Origin of the sequence: Bacillus sp. Hm123 (genome assembly GCF_051842975.2) — a bacterium.
Lineage (GTDB): Bacteria > Bacillota > Bacilli > Bacillales > Domibacillaceae > Bacillus_CE.
Window position 1 is genome coordinate 1,147,341 of sequence record NZ_CM200277.1, and the last position, 15,304, is coordinate 1,162,644.

A 15,304-nucleotide genomic window follows, 5' to 3' on the forward strand; every position below is an offset into this window, starting at 1 on the left:
AAGTTGTACGTTGTAAGCGTGTGCATTATAGTTAGAAAGATAAGGGAAAGATCGAACATGTTTGGAAAGGAGAATTTTTTTTGAAAATCAGTAATTTTTCTATCAAGAGACCGGTTTTTACTACAGTGATCATGTTTTTAGTGATCATTTTAGGTGTTGTGTCTCTATTAAAAATTCCATTAAAGCTTATACCGGATATTAACCCTCCTATTGCGGTGGTTGTCACTTCTTATGAAGGGGCGAGTCCGACAGAAGTGGTAGAGAAGGTAACAAAGCCGCTAGAAGAAAGTTTGTCGACACTTCCAGGGATTAATAATATTACATCGACAACGAGGGAAGGGTCGAACTTATTGTTACTCGAATTTTCTTGGAGTACGAAAATCGACGATATTCAATCAGACGTCTTACAGCGAATTGATCGTACACCGATTCCAGATGAGGCGAACAAGCCACAGTTTTTAAAATTTGATCCCTCTCAATTTCCTATTATTCAGCTGTCGCTTCAGGCAACGGATAATCAGGGGAACTTAGAAGAGCTTGCGTCTGAACTTGAAAAGGATTTAGCAACTGTAGAAGGAGTAGCTAATGTAAGCGTGACGGGCTCTTTAGATAAAGAAGTAAAGATCGAGTTAAACGAAGAAAAGCTTGAAGAATACAATTTAGCTCAAGCGGACGTTGTGCAACTGATTCAAGCGAACAATATTTCTCTTCCAGGCGATACGGTTGAATCTAATGGAATGTCGTTAACGACAAGAATTGTGAGTCAATTAACGAGCATAGATGAGATTAAGCAACTAGTGTTAACGGTTAATCCGCTTAATGGAGAAGAAATTACAGTAGGCGATGTAGCTAGTGTCGAATTAACAGAAAAAGATACTGGAACGATGACAAGAGCGAATCAAAATCCTGCTACTTTATTAAGTGTGTTACAACAAGCAGATGCTAACACAGCAGAAGTATCTAAACAGTTTCAGCAGAAATTAAATGAGCTTTTGAAGGAAGATCGCTACAAAAATATTGAATCAGACATCTTATTCGACCAAGGAGATTATATTCGTCTTTCCATTGGGAATATCGGAAACTCACTTCTTCTTGGTGGCGTGTTTGCGATGCTTGTCTTATTTATCTTTCTCAAAAATGTTAGAAGTCCACTTATTATCGGTGTGGCGATTCCATATTCGGTTATTGTGACCTTTGTATTAATGTATTTTGCTGATTTTGACTTAAATATTATGACGCTCGGTGCACTAGCTTTAGGAATTGGAATGCTTGTCGATAATGCGATTGTCGTCATCGAAAATATTTACCGACATTTATCGATGGGGAAAGACTCGAAGCAAGCGGCTCGTGACGGAGCGAAAGAAGTGGGCGGAGCGATTACAGCTTCTACATTAACAACCGTCGCCGTTTTCCTACCGGTTGTTTTTATATCCGGTATTCTCGGTCAAATCTTTAAAGAATTTGCTTTAACGATTTCCTTTAGTTTATTAGCTTCATTAGTGGTTGCGTTAACCGTCATTCCGATGATGGCGAGCCGCTGGTTGAAGGTACCTGAAACAAATAGACAAAAAGAGCAAACATCAGTGATGTCACGTTTCGAAAAAGCTGTTCGTTGGTCGTTACATCATCGCTTTCTTGTATTAGCGATTTCATTCGTGTTGTTGATGGGCGGAGCTTTTGGGTTAACGACAGTTGGATCACAATTCCTTCCACCGACAGATGAAGGGTTCTTCAATATGCGAGTCGAGCTTGAAAACGGGACGTCTTTAGAGGAAACGAATCGTGTCGTGAAAGTGATTGAGGAAGAATTAGAAAAACAAAAGGATATTGAGGTGTTTGTTAGTCTCATTGGGTCGACGCAAGAAGGTTCCTTCCGAGGAACAGGTTCAACGAATGTAGCTGAGCTCTATGTCAAATTAGCTCCGCTTGAGAAAAGAGATCGATCTGTTTTTGCTTTAGTAGACGATATTAAGAAAGATGTCATCACAGCTACAGAAAACGTCAATGAAACAGCGGAGGTTACGTTTAACTTACAGTCTGCTTCTGGAACAAGTCCACAAACGCTCACCTTTAACGTCCGGGATATGAGTAAAGAGAGATTGGATCAAGCGGTTCAAAAGATCGAAACAGCTCTTAAGGATATTAAGGAGATTACTGAGGTAACGACGAATCGAGAAGAAACGGTTAAAGAAATTCAAATGACGGTCGATCGAGAGAAAGCGTTAGAGGCTGGACTTGCTCCTGCTCAAATTGCTTCGATCGTTAATGATGCTACTCGAGGAGTGATTGCGACACAAATTATTAACGAAAATGATGAAGTGCAAATGGTAAAGGTTCAATATGATCAAACGGTCACAAAAAATATAGATAACTTAAAAAACTTGCTAGTGAAAACACCTTCCGGAAACTTCATGAAGCTGCAGGAGCTTGCTGATATTCAAATTCAGCAAGGGCCGGTTAGCATTCAACGGATTAATCAACAAGAAGCCGTACAGTTTACAACGATGTACACGTCCGATACCAATCTTGGAGCGATTTCGAAAAAAGTCGATGAGAAAATCGCTGAACTTCATTTATCAGATGAAACTAAAATCACGTTCAGTGGAGACCGTGACCTGTTAGAAAGCTCTATTGATGATATGGTTATGGCCTTATTGTTAGCGATCATATTAATTTATATCGTTATGGCTGCACAATATGAGTCATTTAAATATCCATTTGTGATCATGTTTACCGTGCCATTAATGGTTGTTGGTGTGTCGATTGCCTTGACTGTGACGAGAACACCTTTAAGTATTCCAGCTGTTATTGGTGTCCTCATATTAGCTGGGATTGTCGTCAATAATGCAATTGTCATTGTCGATTACATTATTCAGCGAAAAGAGAAAGAAGCCAATAGTTATGAAGCGATTGTTTCTGCTGTTAAAGACCGAGCACGCCCAATTTTAATGACAGCATTAACAACTATTCTTGGATTAGTTCCATTGGCGATAGGAATCGGTGGAGGAACGGAAATTAACCAGCCGATGGGGATTGCCGTTATTGGCGGATTGATTTCGAGCACGTTTTTAACTTTGTTTGTTATTCCAGTCGTCTACAGCTTCTTTGATCGGGAAACGAGACGAATGAATGCAAATAAGTGAATAAATGGTTTACAATCGGTTTTGTTTTTTTTATAATAGACGTACAAACAACTGAACCTTCGTTGACGTTAGTCAAAGGGGAGTAGCCGTTAGGTAGTTTATTACCTAGAACAAAGTCGTCATTTCATGGATTAGTGTCCATCGGCTTTGTTGGCATGATGGAAGATCATGCTCAGCGAGACCTTTGCCTTTTTGGGCAAAGGTCTCGCTTTTTGTTGTTTCGTATTCAAAATCAAGATACTATTGGAGGAGATTTCATTTATGGATGCAGCGTTGTTACTTGAATACGGCTGGGTATTACTCGTTCTTGTCGCTCTAGAAGGGATTTTAGCCGCTGATAATGCGATTGTTATGGCAGTTATGGTCAAACATTTACCGAAAAAAGAGCAGAAAAAGGCGCTATTTTACGGATTGTTAGGTGCATTTATTTTCCGTCTTGCTTCTTTATTCCTGATTTCGTTCTTAGTGAATATTTGGCAAGTTCAAGCAATTGGAGCTATTTACTTACTGTTCATTGCCATTAACCATCTATACAAAAATTGGAGAAGTAAAAATGGTACAGAAAGTCATGAAATTAAGGAAGCAAAAGGTTCTTCTTTCTGGATGACCGTGTTGAAAGTAGAAATTGCTGATATTGCGTTTGCGATTGACTCGATGCTTGCAGCGGTTGCCTTAGCACTAACTTTACAGCCAATCGGCACATTCCAAGTCGGTGGCATCGATGGTGGTCAATTTATCGTCATGTTCCTTGGAGGATTTATCGGGGTGATCATTATGCGATTTGCGGCTACTTGGTTCGTTCGCATATTGCAAAATTACCCTTCACTAGAAACTGCCGCTTTCTTAATTGTTGGTTGGGTAGGTGTGAAGTTAGCTGTCTTTACTCTAGCTCATCCTAAAATTCAAATTCTTGACGAGCATTTCCCGGAATCTACTGGATGGAAGCTAACTTTCTGGATCGTGTTAATAGGGATTGCATTGGGAGGTTACTTATTTGCTAAAAAGAAAGGCCCAGTAACTGAACAAACAGAGGAATCTCATTAAGAGAATAGTTCGTTTTAAAAAGGGTGTGATACCGAAAACTTGGTATCACACCCTTTTTATTTATGAATGATGATTTAGGAAAAAAGTATGCGGACGGCCGCTAGCAGGTTCAAAGTAAACGAGTAAATAATTATTTTGCTTTACCCACTGACCATCTTTAGGGATCATCGTTAAGTCTTCAATGACTGTATGTTTATATAGCTCTTTTTCTGTTAGGCCAAGGGCAACAAAGTCTTGACCAAGACGTTCTGGTGCTTGTAAAACCTCTTGGTATAAAACAGACCGCTCTTTTTTGTCTAGTGTCGGTTTCCACCAAGGTTTTCTAGGCTTGTAGCGTTGGTTCACTAAATAATCATATTTCATTAAGCTTTGAATATCGCTAATGTTTGAGATGTTTGAAGCAGTTAAAAACTGTACTAATCGTTCAAATAAATTCTCTAATTGATGACCGATACGTTCCCAGCCTTGTTGCTCCCAATAAGCACCGAAAGATTGAAAAAAGTCAAAAGGTGTGTCGAACGTATTAGTAACTAAGTGTTCAATTGTTTCATCCATTCGGTGGTCATTCCAATATTTCTCAAGAACGTCTTCTACTTGTTTAATCTTCACCATATCAGCAAATGAGAGGACATTATTGTGTAAGATTTCATAAGGGGAATGATCCATATAGACGTAATCATGCTCCTGGGCTCGTAGACGTAATCCAGTGCCGCGTAGCATCTTTAAAAATCCAAGTTGCAGTTCCTCTGGTCTTAACGCAAACACATCATTAAATGTTTGGCGGAAGGAAGCGTAGTCCTCTTCTGGCAGACCAGCAATTAAGTCGAGATGCTGATCAATTTTTCCTCCTTCTTTCACCATCGTGACGGTTCTAGTTAGCTTTGACCAATTTTGTTTACGCATGACAAGCTCATTAGTGGCATCATTTGTCGATTGAACACCAATCTCAAAGCGGAATAGCCCCGCTGGTGCGTTGTCATTTAAAAACTGAATGACTTCTGGGCGCATAATATCCGCTGTAATTTCAAATTGAAATACGGTTCCAGGAAGATGCTCATCAATAAGAAATTGGAACATTTCCATCGCATAGCTACGGCTAATATTAAAGGTCCGGTCGACAAATTTAATTGTTTTTGCTCCATGAGCCATTAAATAGCGAATATCATCTTTAATTTTTTCACGATTGAAATATCGAACCCCTACTTCAATAGAGGATAGGCAAAATTGACAGCGGAACGGGCAACCGCGGCTCGTTTCAATATAAGTGACACGCTTCGATAATTGTGCTTGATCCTCCTCAAAACGAAATGGTGATGGAAGTTCGCGTAAGTCTAGTTTATTGCGTTGCGGGTTAATATTCGGTTTCTGATCTGTACGATAGCCGATACCGTGTACGTTACTCCAATCTTTGTCGCCGCTCATTTCATCAAGCAGCTGTTTAAATGTTTCTTCACCTTCTCCGATCACAATAAAATCCGCTTGAGGGATGCGTTCGAGCCAATATGGCACATCATAACTGACTTCCGGGCCTCCTAAAATGATCATTGTATTAGGCAACACTTTCTTTATCATTTCAACGACTTTAATCGTCTCTTCAATATTCCAAATGTAGCAGCTAAAGCCTAAAACATCCGGCTGTTTTTTGTAAAGGTCTGTTACAATATTAATAACAGGGTCTTTAATTGTATACTCAGCAAGCTCTACCTCATAATCGGGCTCAGCAAATGCTTTTAAACAGCGAATTGCTAAGTTCGTATGAATGTATTTTGCGTTTAATGTACTAATGACTACTTTCATTGAATACTCTCCTTATTGCTTTTCTGAAATTTTTTGCGAAAGATCTTTTTAAACTTGGACCATTTCGTTTCAATAATAGGCTCGGTAATTGTTGTAATAACAGACGATGATAACAACATCGTTAATAGTAGAGAAACCGTTAATAATAAAATAATTGATTCTGTCCCATCTTGAAAGTCGCTATCGCGAAAGCTTTTTATAATGAAACCATGTAGTAAATAAACATAAAGCGTATTTTTTCCCCAAGCAGTGAAAAAGAATTTTTTCTTTGGCACAAAAGCAAAGAAAGTAGCGATCATGATAAAATTTAATACATAAAGAATGGCTCGAATGATCATTCCTTCTCCATTTGTCACTTCAAGGTCAGCGTAAGAAATCGAGCCGAAAAGCCAATTGAAATCAAAATCTGGATGGGTATAAGCGCTGAAAAAGATTGCTGTCGCACTTACGAGTAAAGCTATTTTCGCGATGTTGTTCGATAGTAATTGGAAATGCTCCTTTTTCAAATAGTAGCCGACTAAGAAAAACGGAAAAAACACAAATGTACGTCCAAAGCTGAGGACATCTAAGTGATCATTTAGGGAATTAACAGTGATGCCAGCGACAAAGGCCAATATAAGTAAGATAGGAGATGACAAATTCAGCCATTTCACAAAGATCAGCAGTAAAATGTTCCAAAAGAATAAGCTCAGCAAAAACCATAAGGACCAATGAGGAATCAGCAAATCGATTTCAAATGAACGGGTTTCATATAAGTAAAAATAAAAGATAGAATAAATGACTTGAAAGGTCAAAAAGGGCAATAAAATCTTTTGAGCTATTTTTTTGACATAGCCTTGTTTATAAAAGCTTTTCGCAAAGAAACCAGAGACTAATACAAATGCAGGCATATGGAATAAATAAATGCTAACGTATAGAGCGAAAATGAGTGAATTATCACTAATATACGAGCGAAGAAAATGACCAAAAACGACAAAGAAAATTAAAATGAATTTTGCGTTGTCGAAGTAGTAATCTCTTTTAGACATTGATATTCATCACCTTTTGAAAATGAATTATAAACACATCCTTGCATTATACATGATTTTTATTTTGTCTGCTAATACAATATAAGAAAGAGGTGAGGAGCATGAAGAAATTATTTACATATATGGAGAGCCCGATCGGTCCTTTATCGATTGTGAGAAATGAAAGAGGTATTTGTGCGGTGCAGTTTTCAATATTGGGGGAGGGGGAGGAGATCGGCTTTGAGCCAAGTGACTCATTGTTAGTAGAAGCAGTTCGTCAATTGGAGGAGTATTTCCAAGAAAGTCGTATGAGCTTCGATCTGCCAGTGGATATAAAGGGAACAGATTTTCAACAGTCTGTTTGGGAAACTTTGCGACATATTCCTATTGGCGAGACGAGATCTTATAGTGAGATTGCTGAGCAAATCGGCAATAAAAAAGCGGTTCGGGCTGTTGGACAAGCTAATAAAGCAAATCCTGTTCCCATTATCATTCCATGCCATCGAGTGATCGGAAAAAATCAATCGTTAACAGGGTACGCGGGGAAAGAAATTGACAAAAAAAGAGAGTTGTTAAAAATAGAAGGGGTTTTATCCCGCATTAACGGGCAGTAAGCCCTCGGCTGATTGATATAAAAAAAGGGTGTCTCGGAAGCCGAATGGCTTGAGACACCCTTTGATTCATTCATTAGCAGGCGTTTGCAGTGGAATGGAAATAGTGACGGTTGTACCAAAACCAAATTCACTTTCAATTTCAATCGTTCCATCAAAGGAGTCGATGATTCGTTTACAAACGACTAGTCCGAGACCCGTTCCATCTTCTTTAGAGGTAAAGAAAGGTTTAAATAACTGCTCTTGCTTTTCCTTTTCAATTCCCGGTCCATTGTCGGTAATCGATAATTGGCAACTATTTTCTCGTTTTAATATCGTTAATCGTAGCTCGCCACCGCTATTCATCGCTTCAAATGCATTTTTTGTTAAATTCAAAATGACTTGCTTCATTTGATCGATATTGACTTTTATCCAAATTTCTTGTTCAGGCAAAGTGAATTTATAGTCAACAGAGTACAAATTAGCTTCTGAATAAATTAATGGGTTTAAGTCAGAAATAATGTCTTTCATATCTACTATGCTAACTTTTTGAGCAGTTGGTTTTCCTAGTATTAATAACTCACTAACGATTTGATTAATACGTGCCACTTCTTTGTTAATGATCGAAAAATAAAATTCATCTTCTTGGTCATTATATTTCTCATTTAACAATTGAACAAGCCCTTTAATACCAGTTAATGGATTTCTGATTTCGTGAGCTGTACTAGCTGCTAACGTTCCGATTAATTCTAGCTTTTGCGTTTCCTGCTGCATTCTTTCGAGGTTCGTTTGCCGTTTGAGCATCATATATTTAATGAATAAATAAATAATGTGCACGATGACAATAAAGGCAACTGCGAATAGGAATGTATATCCGATAAAGTTATTATTTTTTTGTTCGTCCGTTGAAACGACTAAATTCCAAGGGAGCTGAGAAAGTGGATATTTAAAAGAAAGTTCGTTGTTTGAAGTACTAGGTCCTTCATTAACCGAAAATACAGGGATTTGCTTGGCGTTTTCAAAGAAAATAGAATGCTCTGGCGTCAGTACTCTCATAATATTTTTCATATAGTCTAGTCGAATATGAGAGACGATGATAGCTTCTACTTGTTCATTTTTTAAAACTGGTGTAGCAACGGCAATGACGGCCTGATTATTTGAAAGAGTTTCAACTTCATCAGATACAGCGGTATCCTTCGTTAACAGTACTTCTTTAATATATTGTTTATCTCTTAAATTGTATTGCTTTAAATAATCATTCGTTCCAACAGATAAGTTTCCCTCGAAATCAAGCAAATAAATGCCTCCATAACGGGGGTCTTGATTAGCCATTTTTTTTAATATGCTTTGTACTTTATCTAAATTGTTCAGCTCTTCTTCAATGCTAACAGCTAGTATATCTAAACTTATTGTTGTTTCACTGATGAATTGATCCATTTGATTTTTATGCAAGCTGGCAATCCACTCTAGTTCTTTGTTATGTTGTTCACCGGCTCGATTAGAAAGGAAATCATAAAAGCCGATAATAGCTAGAATAGAGGGGAGGATAACGACAAATATATATATAAATCTTCTATGTTTTTTCATTGATTTTCGTCCTTTAAAAGAAGTCATTCTTTTGTATTATAACAAAAAAATTGTTATTTCTCGAAATAAGTTGTGAAAAGGTGAATTTTTACATAAAATGATGGTTTAATTAAGGAAGAAAAACAAATAGCAAAGTAACAGAGAGAAGGGGTTAAATGGCTGATGTGAAATTGATTATTTTAGAAACAAGCGACCTACACGGGGCGATGCTTCCTATTCAGTATAGCTCGAACACACCGACTGACATTGGATTAGCTAAACTGGCTTCTTATATTAAAAAAGTAAAAAAGGAGCATGAACATGTATTAGTCATCGATAATGGAGATTTTATGCAAGGTACACCTTTAGCTAGCTATTATTTTCAGATGTTGAGACAAGAGAGGCATCCGGTGATTGTAGGAATGAACCATTTACAATATGATGCGGCTGTTTTAGGCAACCATGAATTCAATTATGGATTGGATATTTTAGTAAAGGCAGCCGATGATGCTACGTTTCCTTTTTTAAGCTGTAATATTTTACATGGTGAAACGGCTGATCCTTTCTTTGGTAAACCGTATATCGTCAAAACCTTTTCAACAGGAATAAAAGCAGCGGTTCTTGGCGTAACGACTCACTATATCCCTAATTGGGAAAAGCCAGCACATATTGAAGGACTAGCATTTGAAGATACGGTTACGGCAACCTCTAAATGGGTTAAGCATATTCGAGAAACAGAACGGCCAGATATTATGATTGTTTCCTACCATGGTGGATTTGAAGTTGATTTAGCTACCGGGGAAAGCATTGAACCAGTTGAAAAAGGAGAGAATCAAGCATATCGTCTATGCACGGAGGTAGAAGGAATCGATGTGTTGCTCACCGGGCATCAGCATCGTCAAGAACAGCAAATGGTCAATGGAGTAGCGATTGTCCAACCGGGATATAATGGGGCAGCAATTGGTCAAATAACAGCGGAATTTGTGAAAAAAAATGATCAATATAAGTTGCAACAAGTGACACCTGAAACGATACTAGCGGCAGATTTAGAAGCGGATGAGCGACTTGTAGATCTCATAGAATCTTATGAACAAGGAACGCAAAAGTGGCTAGATGAAGTGCTTGGTACAGTAGAAGGAGATATGATTATTCAGGATCCTTTTCAAGCGAGATTGGTAGAACATCCAATGATTGAATTAATTAATAAAGTACAGATGGAAGCCGCAAATGTCGACATTTCTAGTACGGCTCTTTTTCATAATGGTTCACCAGGGTTACCTCATAATATTACGATGCGAGATATTGTGGCTAACTATATTTATCCTAATTCATTAATGGTGATTGAAGTAACGGGGGAGGAAATGAAGCAGGCGTTAGAGCGCTCAGCTTCTTACTTTACGCTCATTGATCATAAACCAGCTGTTAGTGCAGAATTTTCATATCCGAAGCCACAGCACTATAATTATGATATGTGGGAAGGGATTGAATACACGATTGATCTCACGCGTTCACCAGGCAGTCGAATAACCGAGGCAGCCTATCATGGGCAACCGCTTCAGAGTGATCAATTATATAAAGTAGTTATGAATAATTACCGTGCAGGTGGGGGCGGGGATTACTTGATGTTTAAAGGGAAAAAGGTTATAAAGGAAATACAAACCGATATGACGGAGCTTCTTTCCGCCTATATTCGTAAACGTGGAACGATAACAGCGGAAGTGAATAACAATTGGACAGTTATTACTCCTTCCGTGTAAGTAAAGAAATGAGTGGGAACGTATGAATTATGAAAAAAACAAGCAATCTTTGAAATTATTTATTGTATTATCAAGGGCGACGAAAGTCATCAATGAACAAGTGAATGAATACATTTATGAGTCAGGGTTAAATCCGACAGAGTTTGCCGTGCTAGAACTGTTATATCATAAAGGCCCTCAGCCCTTGCAGCAAATTGGCAATAAAATTTTAATGGCAAGTGGGAGTATTACATATGTGGTTGACAAGCTAGAGAAGAAAAACTTGCTTGCTCGCAAAACGAATGAGAAGGATCGCAGGGTCATCCGTGCGGAAATAACAGATCAAGGTAGACAGTTAATTGACGAAATTTTCCCTCAGCATGAAGAAAATATTCATCAATTAATGAACATATTATCAGAAGAAGAAAAAGAGACAGCGATTGCTTTAATCCGAAAGCTAGGAGTGTCGATTAAAGATCTATCGTGAGAAAGAGGGGATTAGGATGAAGTTTACCGAGTATGTATATGAACGACCGAATATTGAAGAAGCAGCGATTCAAACAGATGAGTTGCTTCAACGTGTTGCAGAAGCACAGACAGCGACTGAACAGATGGAGCTGTTAAATAAAATCAATCAAATCCGCAATCGTATGAGCACGATGGTAGACCTTTGCTACATTCGTTATACGATTGATACGACGGATGAATTTTATCAACAAGAACAAGCTTATATGGATGAAATGTCACCGAGAATAGAAGAGATCTCGTCTAAATTAAACCGAGCGTTGCTTGCTTCTAGCCATCGTCCTGAACTTGAAAAAGCGTTAGGGAAGCAACTATTTGCCACAGCGGAAGCGCAAGTGAAAACTTTTTCTAAAGACATTATCCCTTTGCTTGAGAAAGAAAACAAGCTGTCTTCGCAATATACTCAACTGGTCGCTTCGGCTCAAATTGAGTTTAATGGCGAAACCCTTACGTTAGCCCAGCTAGAACCTTATGCGGAAGTCGCTGATCGTACGCTCCGTAAACAGGCAGTGGAAGCTCGCTTTTCCTTCTTTGCTGAGCATGAAGAGAAGTTTGATGAGCTATATGATCAATTAGTGAAAGTCAGAACAGAAATGGCTCATAAGCTTGGATTTGAAAATTTCACTGAACTTGGCTATTATCGTTTAAATCGAGTTGATTATGATGCTTCGATGATCAAAGGCTATCGAGAGCAAATTAAACAGCATATCGTTCCGTTAGCAACGAAATTAAGAAGTGAACAGAAAAAGCGAATTGATGTGGATTCTTTAAAGTTTTATGATGAAGCGTATCGATTTACGACAGGGAACGCCAAGCCAAAAGGGGACGCCGACTGGATCGTCAAAAACGGAAAGAAAATGTATGAAGAATTATCACCTGAAACAGCGGAGTTCTTTCAGTTTATGCTCGATCGTCAATTGATGGACCTCGAAGCGAAAAAAGGGAAAGCCGGTGGTGGTTATTGTACGTATATGCATAATTACCGCTCGCCATTTATTTTCGCCAATTTTAACGGTACATCTGGAGATATTGATGTATTGACGCATGAAGCGGGACATGCTTTTCAAGTATACTGCAGCAGAGATTTCTCTGTACCTGAATACTTATGGCCAACGTATGAAGCGTGCGAAATTCATTCGATGAGCATGGAATTTTTTACTTGGCCGTGGATGGAACTGTTTTTCAAAGAAGATACGGAAAAGTATAAGTATGCTCATTTAAGCGAAGCGATCTTATTTTTGCCTTATGGAGCAGCTGTCGATGAATTCCAGCATCGAGTGTATGAACAACCGTCCCTTACACCTGCAGAACGAAAGCAAGTGTGGAAAGAAATCGAGAAAGACTATTTGCCGCATCGCGATTATGATGGGATTCCATATTTAGAAGCGGGTGGTTTTTGGCAACGTCAAGGCCATATATACGATGTGCCTTTTTACTATATTGACTATACGCTAGCTCAAGTATGTGCCCTGCAATTTTGGAAGCGCATGGATGAGGATCGAGAAGCAGCATGGAAGGACTATGTGGCAATTTGTCAAATCGGAGGCAGTCTCTCTTTTACTGACATCGTTGCAAAAGCAAATCTAATGTCACCTTTTGAAGAAGGATGTATTGCCTCTGTGTTACAGCCAATTGAAAAATGGTTAGAAGAAAGAAGCGACAAAGTAATCTAAAAAAGTGCCCAAACTTGGGCACTTTTTTAGATTACGCTGTGATTTTGATTTGGTCTTCTTTCATCACTGCTTGCAATTGCTTCACTTCTGGATGATCTAAAATAAAGTCAGCGATGCGATCTTCTAGCTGTTCTTGAATGACGCGGCGTAAAGGACGAGCGCCGAATGCCGGATGGTAGCCGAGTTCACTTAACTTCTGCTTCACTGCATCTGAGACTTGCAGTGCCATTTGTTGCTCTTGTAAGGTGTCACTTAATTCTGCAAGCATTAAGTCAACGATTTGTAATAAGTGATCTTTATCTAGCGCTTGAAACTCAATAATGTTGTCAAAGCGGTTTAGAAACTCTGGTTTAAAGAAGTTGCTTAAAGAATCTAAGATTGAGTTTTCATTCGAAGTAGTACTCTTTTCAAATCCTACTGTGATCCTTTTTGTAGAGACCCCAGCGTTGCTTGTCATAATGATGACCGTATCTTTAAAGCTGACGGTTCTTCCTTGGCTATCTGTTAAGCGACCATCTTCAAGAATTTGCAAAAACATGTGCTGTACATCAGGATGGGCTTTTTCGATTTCATCTAGCAAAATAATGCTGTATGGGTTACGGCGAACTTTTTCTGTTAATTGTCCAGCTTCTTCGTGACCAACATATCCAGGAGGAGAACCAATTAACTTCGATACACTATGCTTCTCCATGTACTCACTCATATCGAGACGAACCATTGCGTCTTTTGAGCCGAATAATTCTTCTGCTAATGTTTTTGTTAATTCTGTTTTTCCGACACCTGTTGGACCGACAAATAGGAAGGAGCCAATCGGGCGTTTTTTGGATTTTAACCCGGCACGACTGCGACGAATCGCTTTCGCCACTTTTTGAACAGCTTCTGCTTGGCCAATTACTTTCTTTGCAAGATTTTCTTCTAAATGCTGCATTTTTTGCTGTTCATCTTGCTGTAGCTTTCCAACTGGAATACTTGTTTTTTGTTCGATCAAGTATTGAATTTCCTCAAGTGTTACGACAGGTCGTTCTGTTGATCCTTCTGTTCGTTTCAACTGATCTTCTAGTTTCGTTTCTTCATCGCGAAGCTTCGCCGCTTTTTCGTATTCTTCTTTTTGCAGAGCCGCTTCTTTTTCTTTTGATAGTTCTGTTAGTCGCTGTTGGATCGTTTCTGTATCTTGCGTGTTAATCGTTAAGTTTAATTTTGATCCAGCTTCATCCATTAAATCAATCGCCTTATCTGGAAGGAATCGATCCTGGATATAACGGTTAGAAAGAACAACGCAAGCTTCAATCGCTTCTTTCGTAAAGGTGACTTCATGGAAATCTTCGTATCGTTTTTGTAACCCTGTTAAAATATTGATCGCTTCTTCCACAGATGGTTCATTGACTTGTACCGGTTGGAAGCGGCGTTCGAGTGCCGCATCTTTTTCGATCTGGCGGTATTCTTTTAATGTTGTCGCTCCGATTAATTGAAGTTCCCCGCGGGCAAGTGCTGGTTTTAAAATATTTCCGGCATCCATTGAACCTTCTGCAGAGCCAGCTCCGACAAGTAGATGGATTTCATCGATGAAAAGAATGATATTTTTATGATGCTGCAGTTCTGTAATTAATTGTTTCATTCTTTCTTCAAATTGACCACGAACTCCTGTATTGGCAACGAGTGAAGCCACGTCAAGTAAGTAGACTTCTTTGCCTTTTAATTTAGCTGGTACGTCGCCTTCTGCTATTTTAAGGGCAAGTCCTTCAGCGATCGCTGTTTTTCCGACCCCTGGTTCCCCGATTAAAACGGGGTTATTTTTGTTGCGGCGATTTAATACTTCCATGACTCGTTTTACTTCTTGCTCACGCCCGATGACTGGATCAATAATACCGGCTTTGGCCATATTCGTTAAGTTTCGTCCGAATTGGTCAAGAAAGCCGTTGTTACTGTTATTTGTCTCTTTTGGTGGTACGTTCATTTGCTCTGCTTTTTGAGTGCTAAATTCTTTAAAGAACTCATTCATCGGGAAGTGTCCAAATCCTTGTGAATGAAAGGACTGACCAATGGTTTGTTTATTTTTTTGATAGCATGTTGAGCATAACAGCATTTGTTTCTCTTGACCGTTCACATTCATTCGTAATTGCACATTCGCTCTTTTTTGTTGACAGTTTTGACATAACATCTAGTTTCAACCCCTTTATTAGTTAGTTTTGACTTTGACTATCTTTGACCTTATATCCGTATTAT

10 protein-coding genes and 1 riboswitch are annotated in these 15,304 nt (G+C 38.7%); of the genes, 6 read left to right on the plus strand and 4 right to left on the minus strand.

All coding sequences use genetic code 11. The features are described from left to right. Positions 1–80: 80 nt before the first annotated feature. Together ACSVDJ_RS06020 and ACSVDJ_RS06025 are read left to right on the plus strand one after the other, a co-directional pair. Entirely contained in the window at positions 81–3,143 is a 3,063-nt protein-coding gene (locus ACSVDJ_RS06020) for an efflux RND transporter permease subunit (RefSeq protein WP_439169424.1), read from the plus strand. A gap of 65 nt (positions 3,144–3,208) precedes the next feature. Then, a riboswitch (yybP-ykoY riboswitch) is annotated at positions 3,209–3,317 on the plus strand. Between the two features lie 87 nt (positions 3,318–3,404). Next, on the plus strand, positions 3,405–4,187 hold the full coding sequence (locus ACSVDJ_RS06025) for a MeeY/MeeF family manganese export membrane protein (protein WP_439169423.1): 783 nt from the start codon (positions 3,405–3,407) through the stop codon (positions 4,185–4,187). Between the two features lie 60 nt (positions 4,188–4,247). On the opposite strand, the gene ACSVDJ_RS06030 is transcribed toward ACSVDJ_RS06025, so the two are convergent. Both ACSVDJ_RS06030 and ACSVDJ_RS06035 read right to left on the minus strand, forming a co-directional pair. Next, positions 4,248–5,984: a B12-binding domain-containing radical SAM protein gene (locus tag ACSVDJ_RS06030; protein ID WP_439169422.1), complete on the minus strand. Its 1,737-nt coding sequence runs from the start codon at positions 5,982–5,984 to the stop codon at positions 4,248–4,250. After that, positions 5,981–7,012 (minus strand): acyltransferase family protein, encoded by a 1,032-nt coding sequence (locus ACSVDJ_RS06035; protein ID WP_439169421.1) that lies wholly within the window; start codon positions 7,010–7,012, stop codon positions 5,981–5,983. The genes ACSVDJ_RS06030 and ACSVDJ_RS06035 overlap by 4 nt, the downstream gene beginning before the upstream one ends. Before the next feature lie 101 nt (positions 7,013–7,113). On the opposite strand from ACSVDJ_RS06035, the gene ACSVDJ_RS06040 reads away from it, so the two are divergent. Further along, positions 7,114–7,605 carry a methylated-DNA--[protein]-cysteine S-methyltransferase gene (locus ACSVDJ_RS06040; protein WP_439169420.1) on the plus strand — a complete coding sequence of 164 codons (492 nt, stop codon included), beginning with the start codon at positions 7,114–7,116 and terminating at the stop codon, positions 7,603–7,605. A gap of 66 nt (positions 7,606–7,671) precedes the next feature. Here the strand turns inward: ACSVDJ_RS06040 and ACSVDJ_RS06045 are convergent, their stop codons facing one another. After that, positions 7,672–9,168 (minus strand): ATP-binding protein, encoded by a 1,497-nt coding sequence (locus ACSVDJ_RS06045; RefSeq protein WP_439169419.1) that lies wholly within the window; start codon positions 9,166–9,168, stop codon positions 7,672–7,674. 155 nt (positions 9,169–9,323) lie between these two features. On the opposite strand from ACSVDJ_RS06045, the gene ACSVDJ_RS06050 reads away from it, so the two are divergent. The 3 genes from ACSVDJ_RS06050 to ACSVDJ_RS06060 are packed head-to-tail and all read left to right on the plus strand — an operon-like array spanning position 9,324 to position 13,081. Next, complete coding sequence (locus ACSVDJ_RS06050) at positions 9,324–10,904, plus strand: bifunctional metallophosphatase/5'-nucleotidase (RefSeq protein WP_439169418.1); 1,581 nt, start codon at positions 9,324–9,326, stop codon at positions 10,902–10,904. A 22-nt stretch (positions 10,905–10,926) separates the two neighbouring features. Next, positions 10,927–11,370 carry a MarR family winged helix-turn-helix transcriptional regulator gene (locus ACSVDJ_RS06055; RefSeq protein WP_439169417.1) on the plus strand — a complete coding sequence of 148 codons (444 nt, stop codon included), beginning with the start codon at positions 10,927–10,929 and terminating at the stop codon, positions 11,368–11,370. A gap of 16 nt (positions 11,371–11,386) precedes the next feature. Beyond that, a complete protein-coding gene (locus tag ACSVDJ_RS06060; RefSeq protein ID WP_439169416.1) occupies positions 11,387–13,081 on the plus strand; it encodes a M3 family oligoendopeptidase in 1,695 nt (564 codons plus the stop codon). 31 nt (positions 13,082–13,112) lie between these two features. On the opposite strand, the gene ACSVDJ_RS06065 is transcribed toward ACSVDJ_RS06060, so the two are convergent. Further along, a complete protein-coding gene (locus tag ACSVDJ_RS06065; RefSeq protein ID WP_439169415.1) occupies positions 13,113–15,239 on the minus strand; it encodes an ATP-dependent Clp protease ATP-binding subunit in 2,127 nt (708 codons plus the stop codon). Between the last annotated feature and the right edge of the window lie 65 nt (positions 15,240–15,304).

Coding starts and splice junctions, on each gene's coding strand:
- ACSVDJ_RS06025 (WP_439169423.1), top strand. CDS start 3,405: ATGGATGCAGCGTTGTTACTTGAATACGGCTGGGTATTACTCGTTCTT.
- ACSVDJ_RS06030 (WP_439169422.1), bottom strand. CDS start 5,984: ATGAAAGTAGTCATTAGTACATTAAACGCAAAATACATTCATACGAAC.
- ACSVDJ_RS06035 (WP_439169421.1), bottom strand. CDS start 7,012: ATGTCTAAAAGAGATTACTACTTCGACAACGCAAAATTCATTTTAATT.
- ACSVDJ_RS06040 (WP_439169420.1), top strand. CDS start 7,114: ATGAAGAAATTATTTACATATATGGAGAGCCCGATCGGTCCTTTATCG.
- ACSVDJ_RS06045 (WP_439169419.1), bottom strand. CDS start 9,168: ATGAAAAAACATAGAAGATTTATATATATATTTGTCGTTATCCTCCCC.
- ACSVDJ_RS06050 (WP_439169418.1), top strand. CDS start 9,324: ATGGCTGATGTGAAATTGATTATTTTAGAAACAAGCGACCTACACGGG.
- ACSVDJ_RS06055 (WP_439169417.1), top strand. CDS start 10,927: ATGAATTATGAAAAAAACAAGCAATCTTTGAAATTATTTATTGTATTA.
- ACSVDJ_RS06060 (WP_439169416.1), top strand. CDS start 11,387: ATGAAGTTTACCGAGTATGTATATGAACGACCGAATATTGAAGAAGCA.
- ACSVDJ_RS06065 (WP_439169415.1), bottom strand. CDS start 15,239: ATGTTATGTCAAAACTGTCAACAAAAAAGAGCGAATGTGCAATTACGA.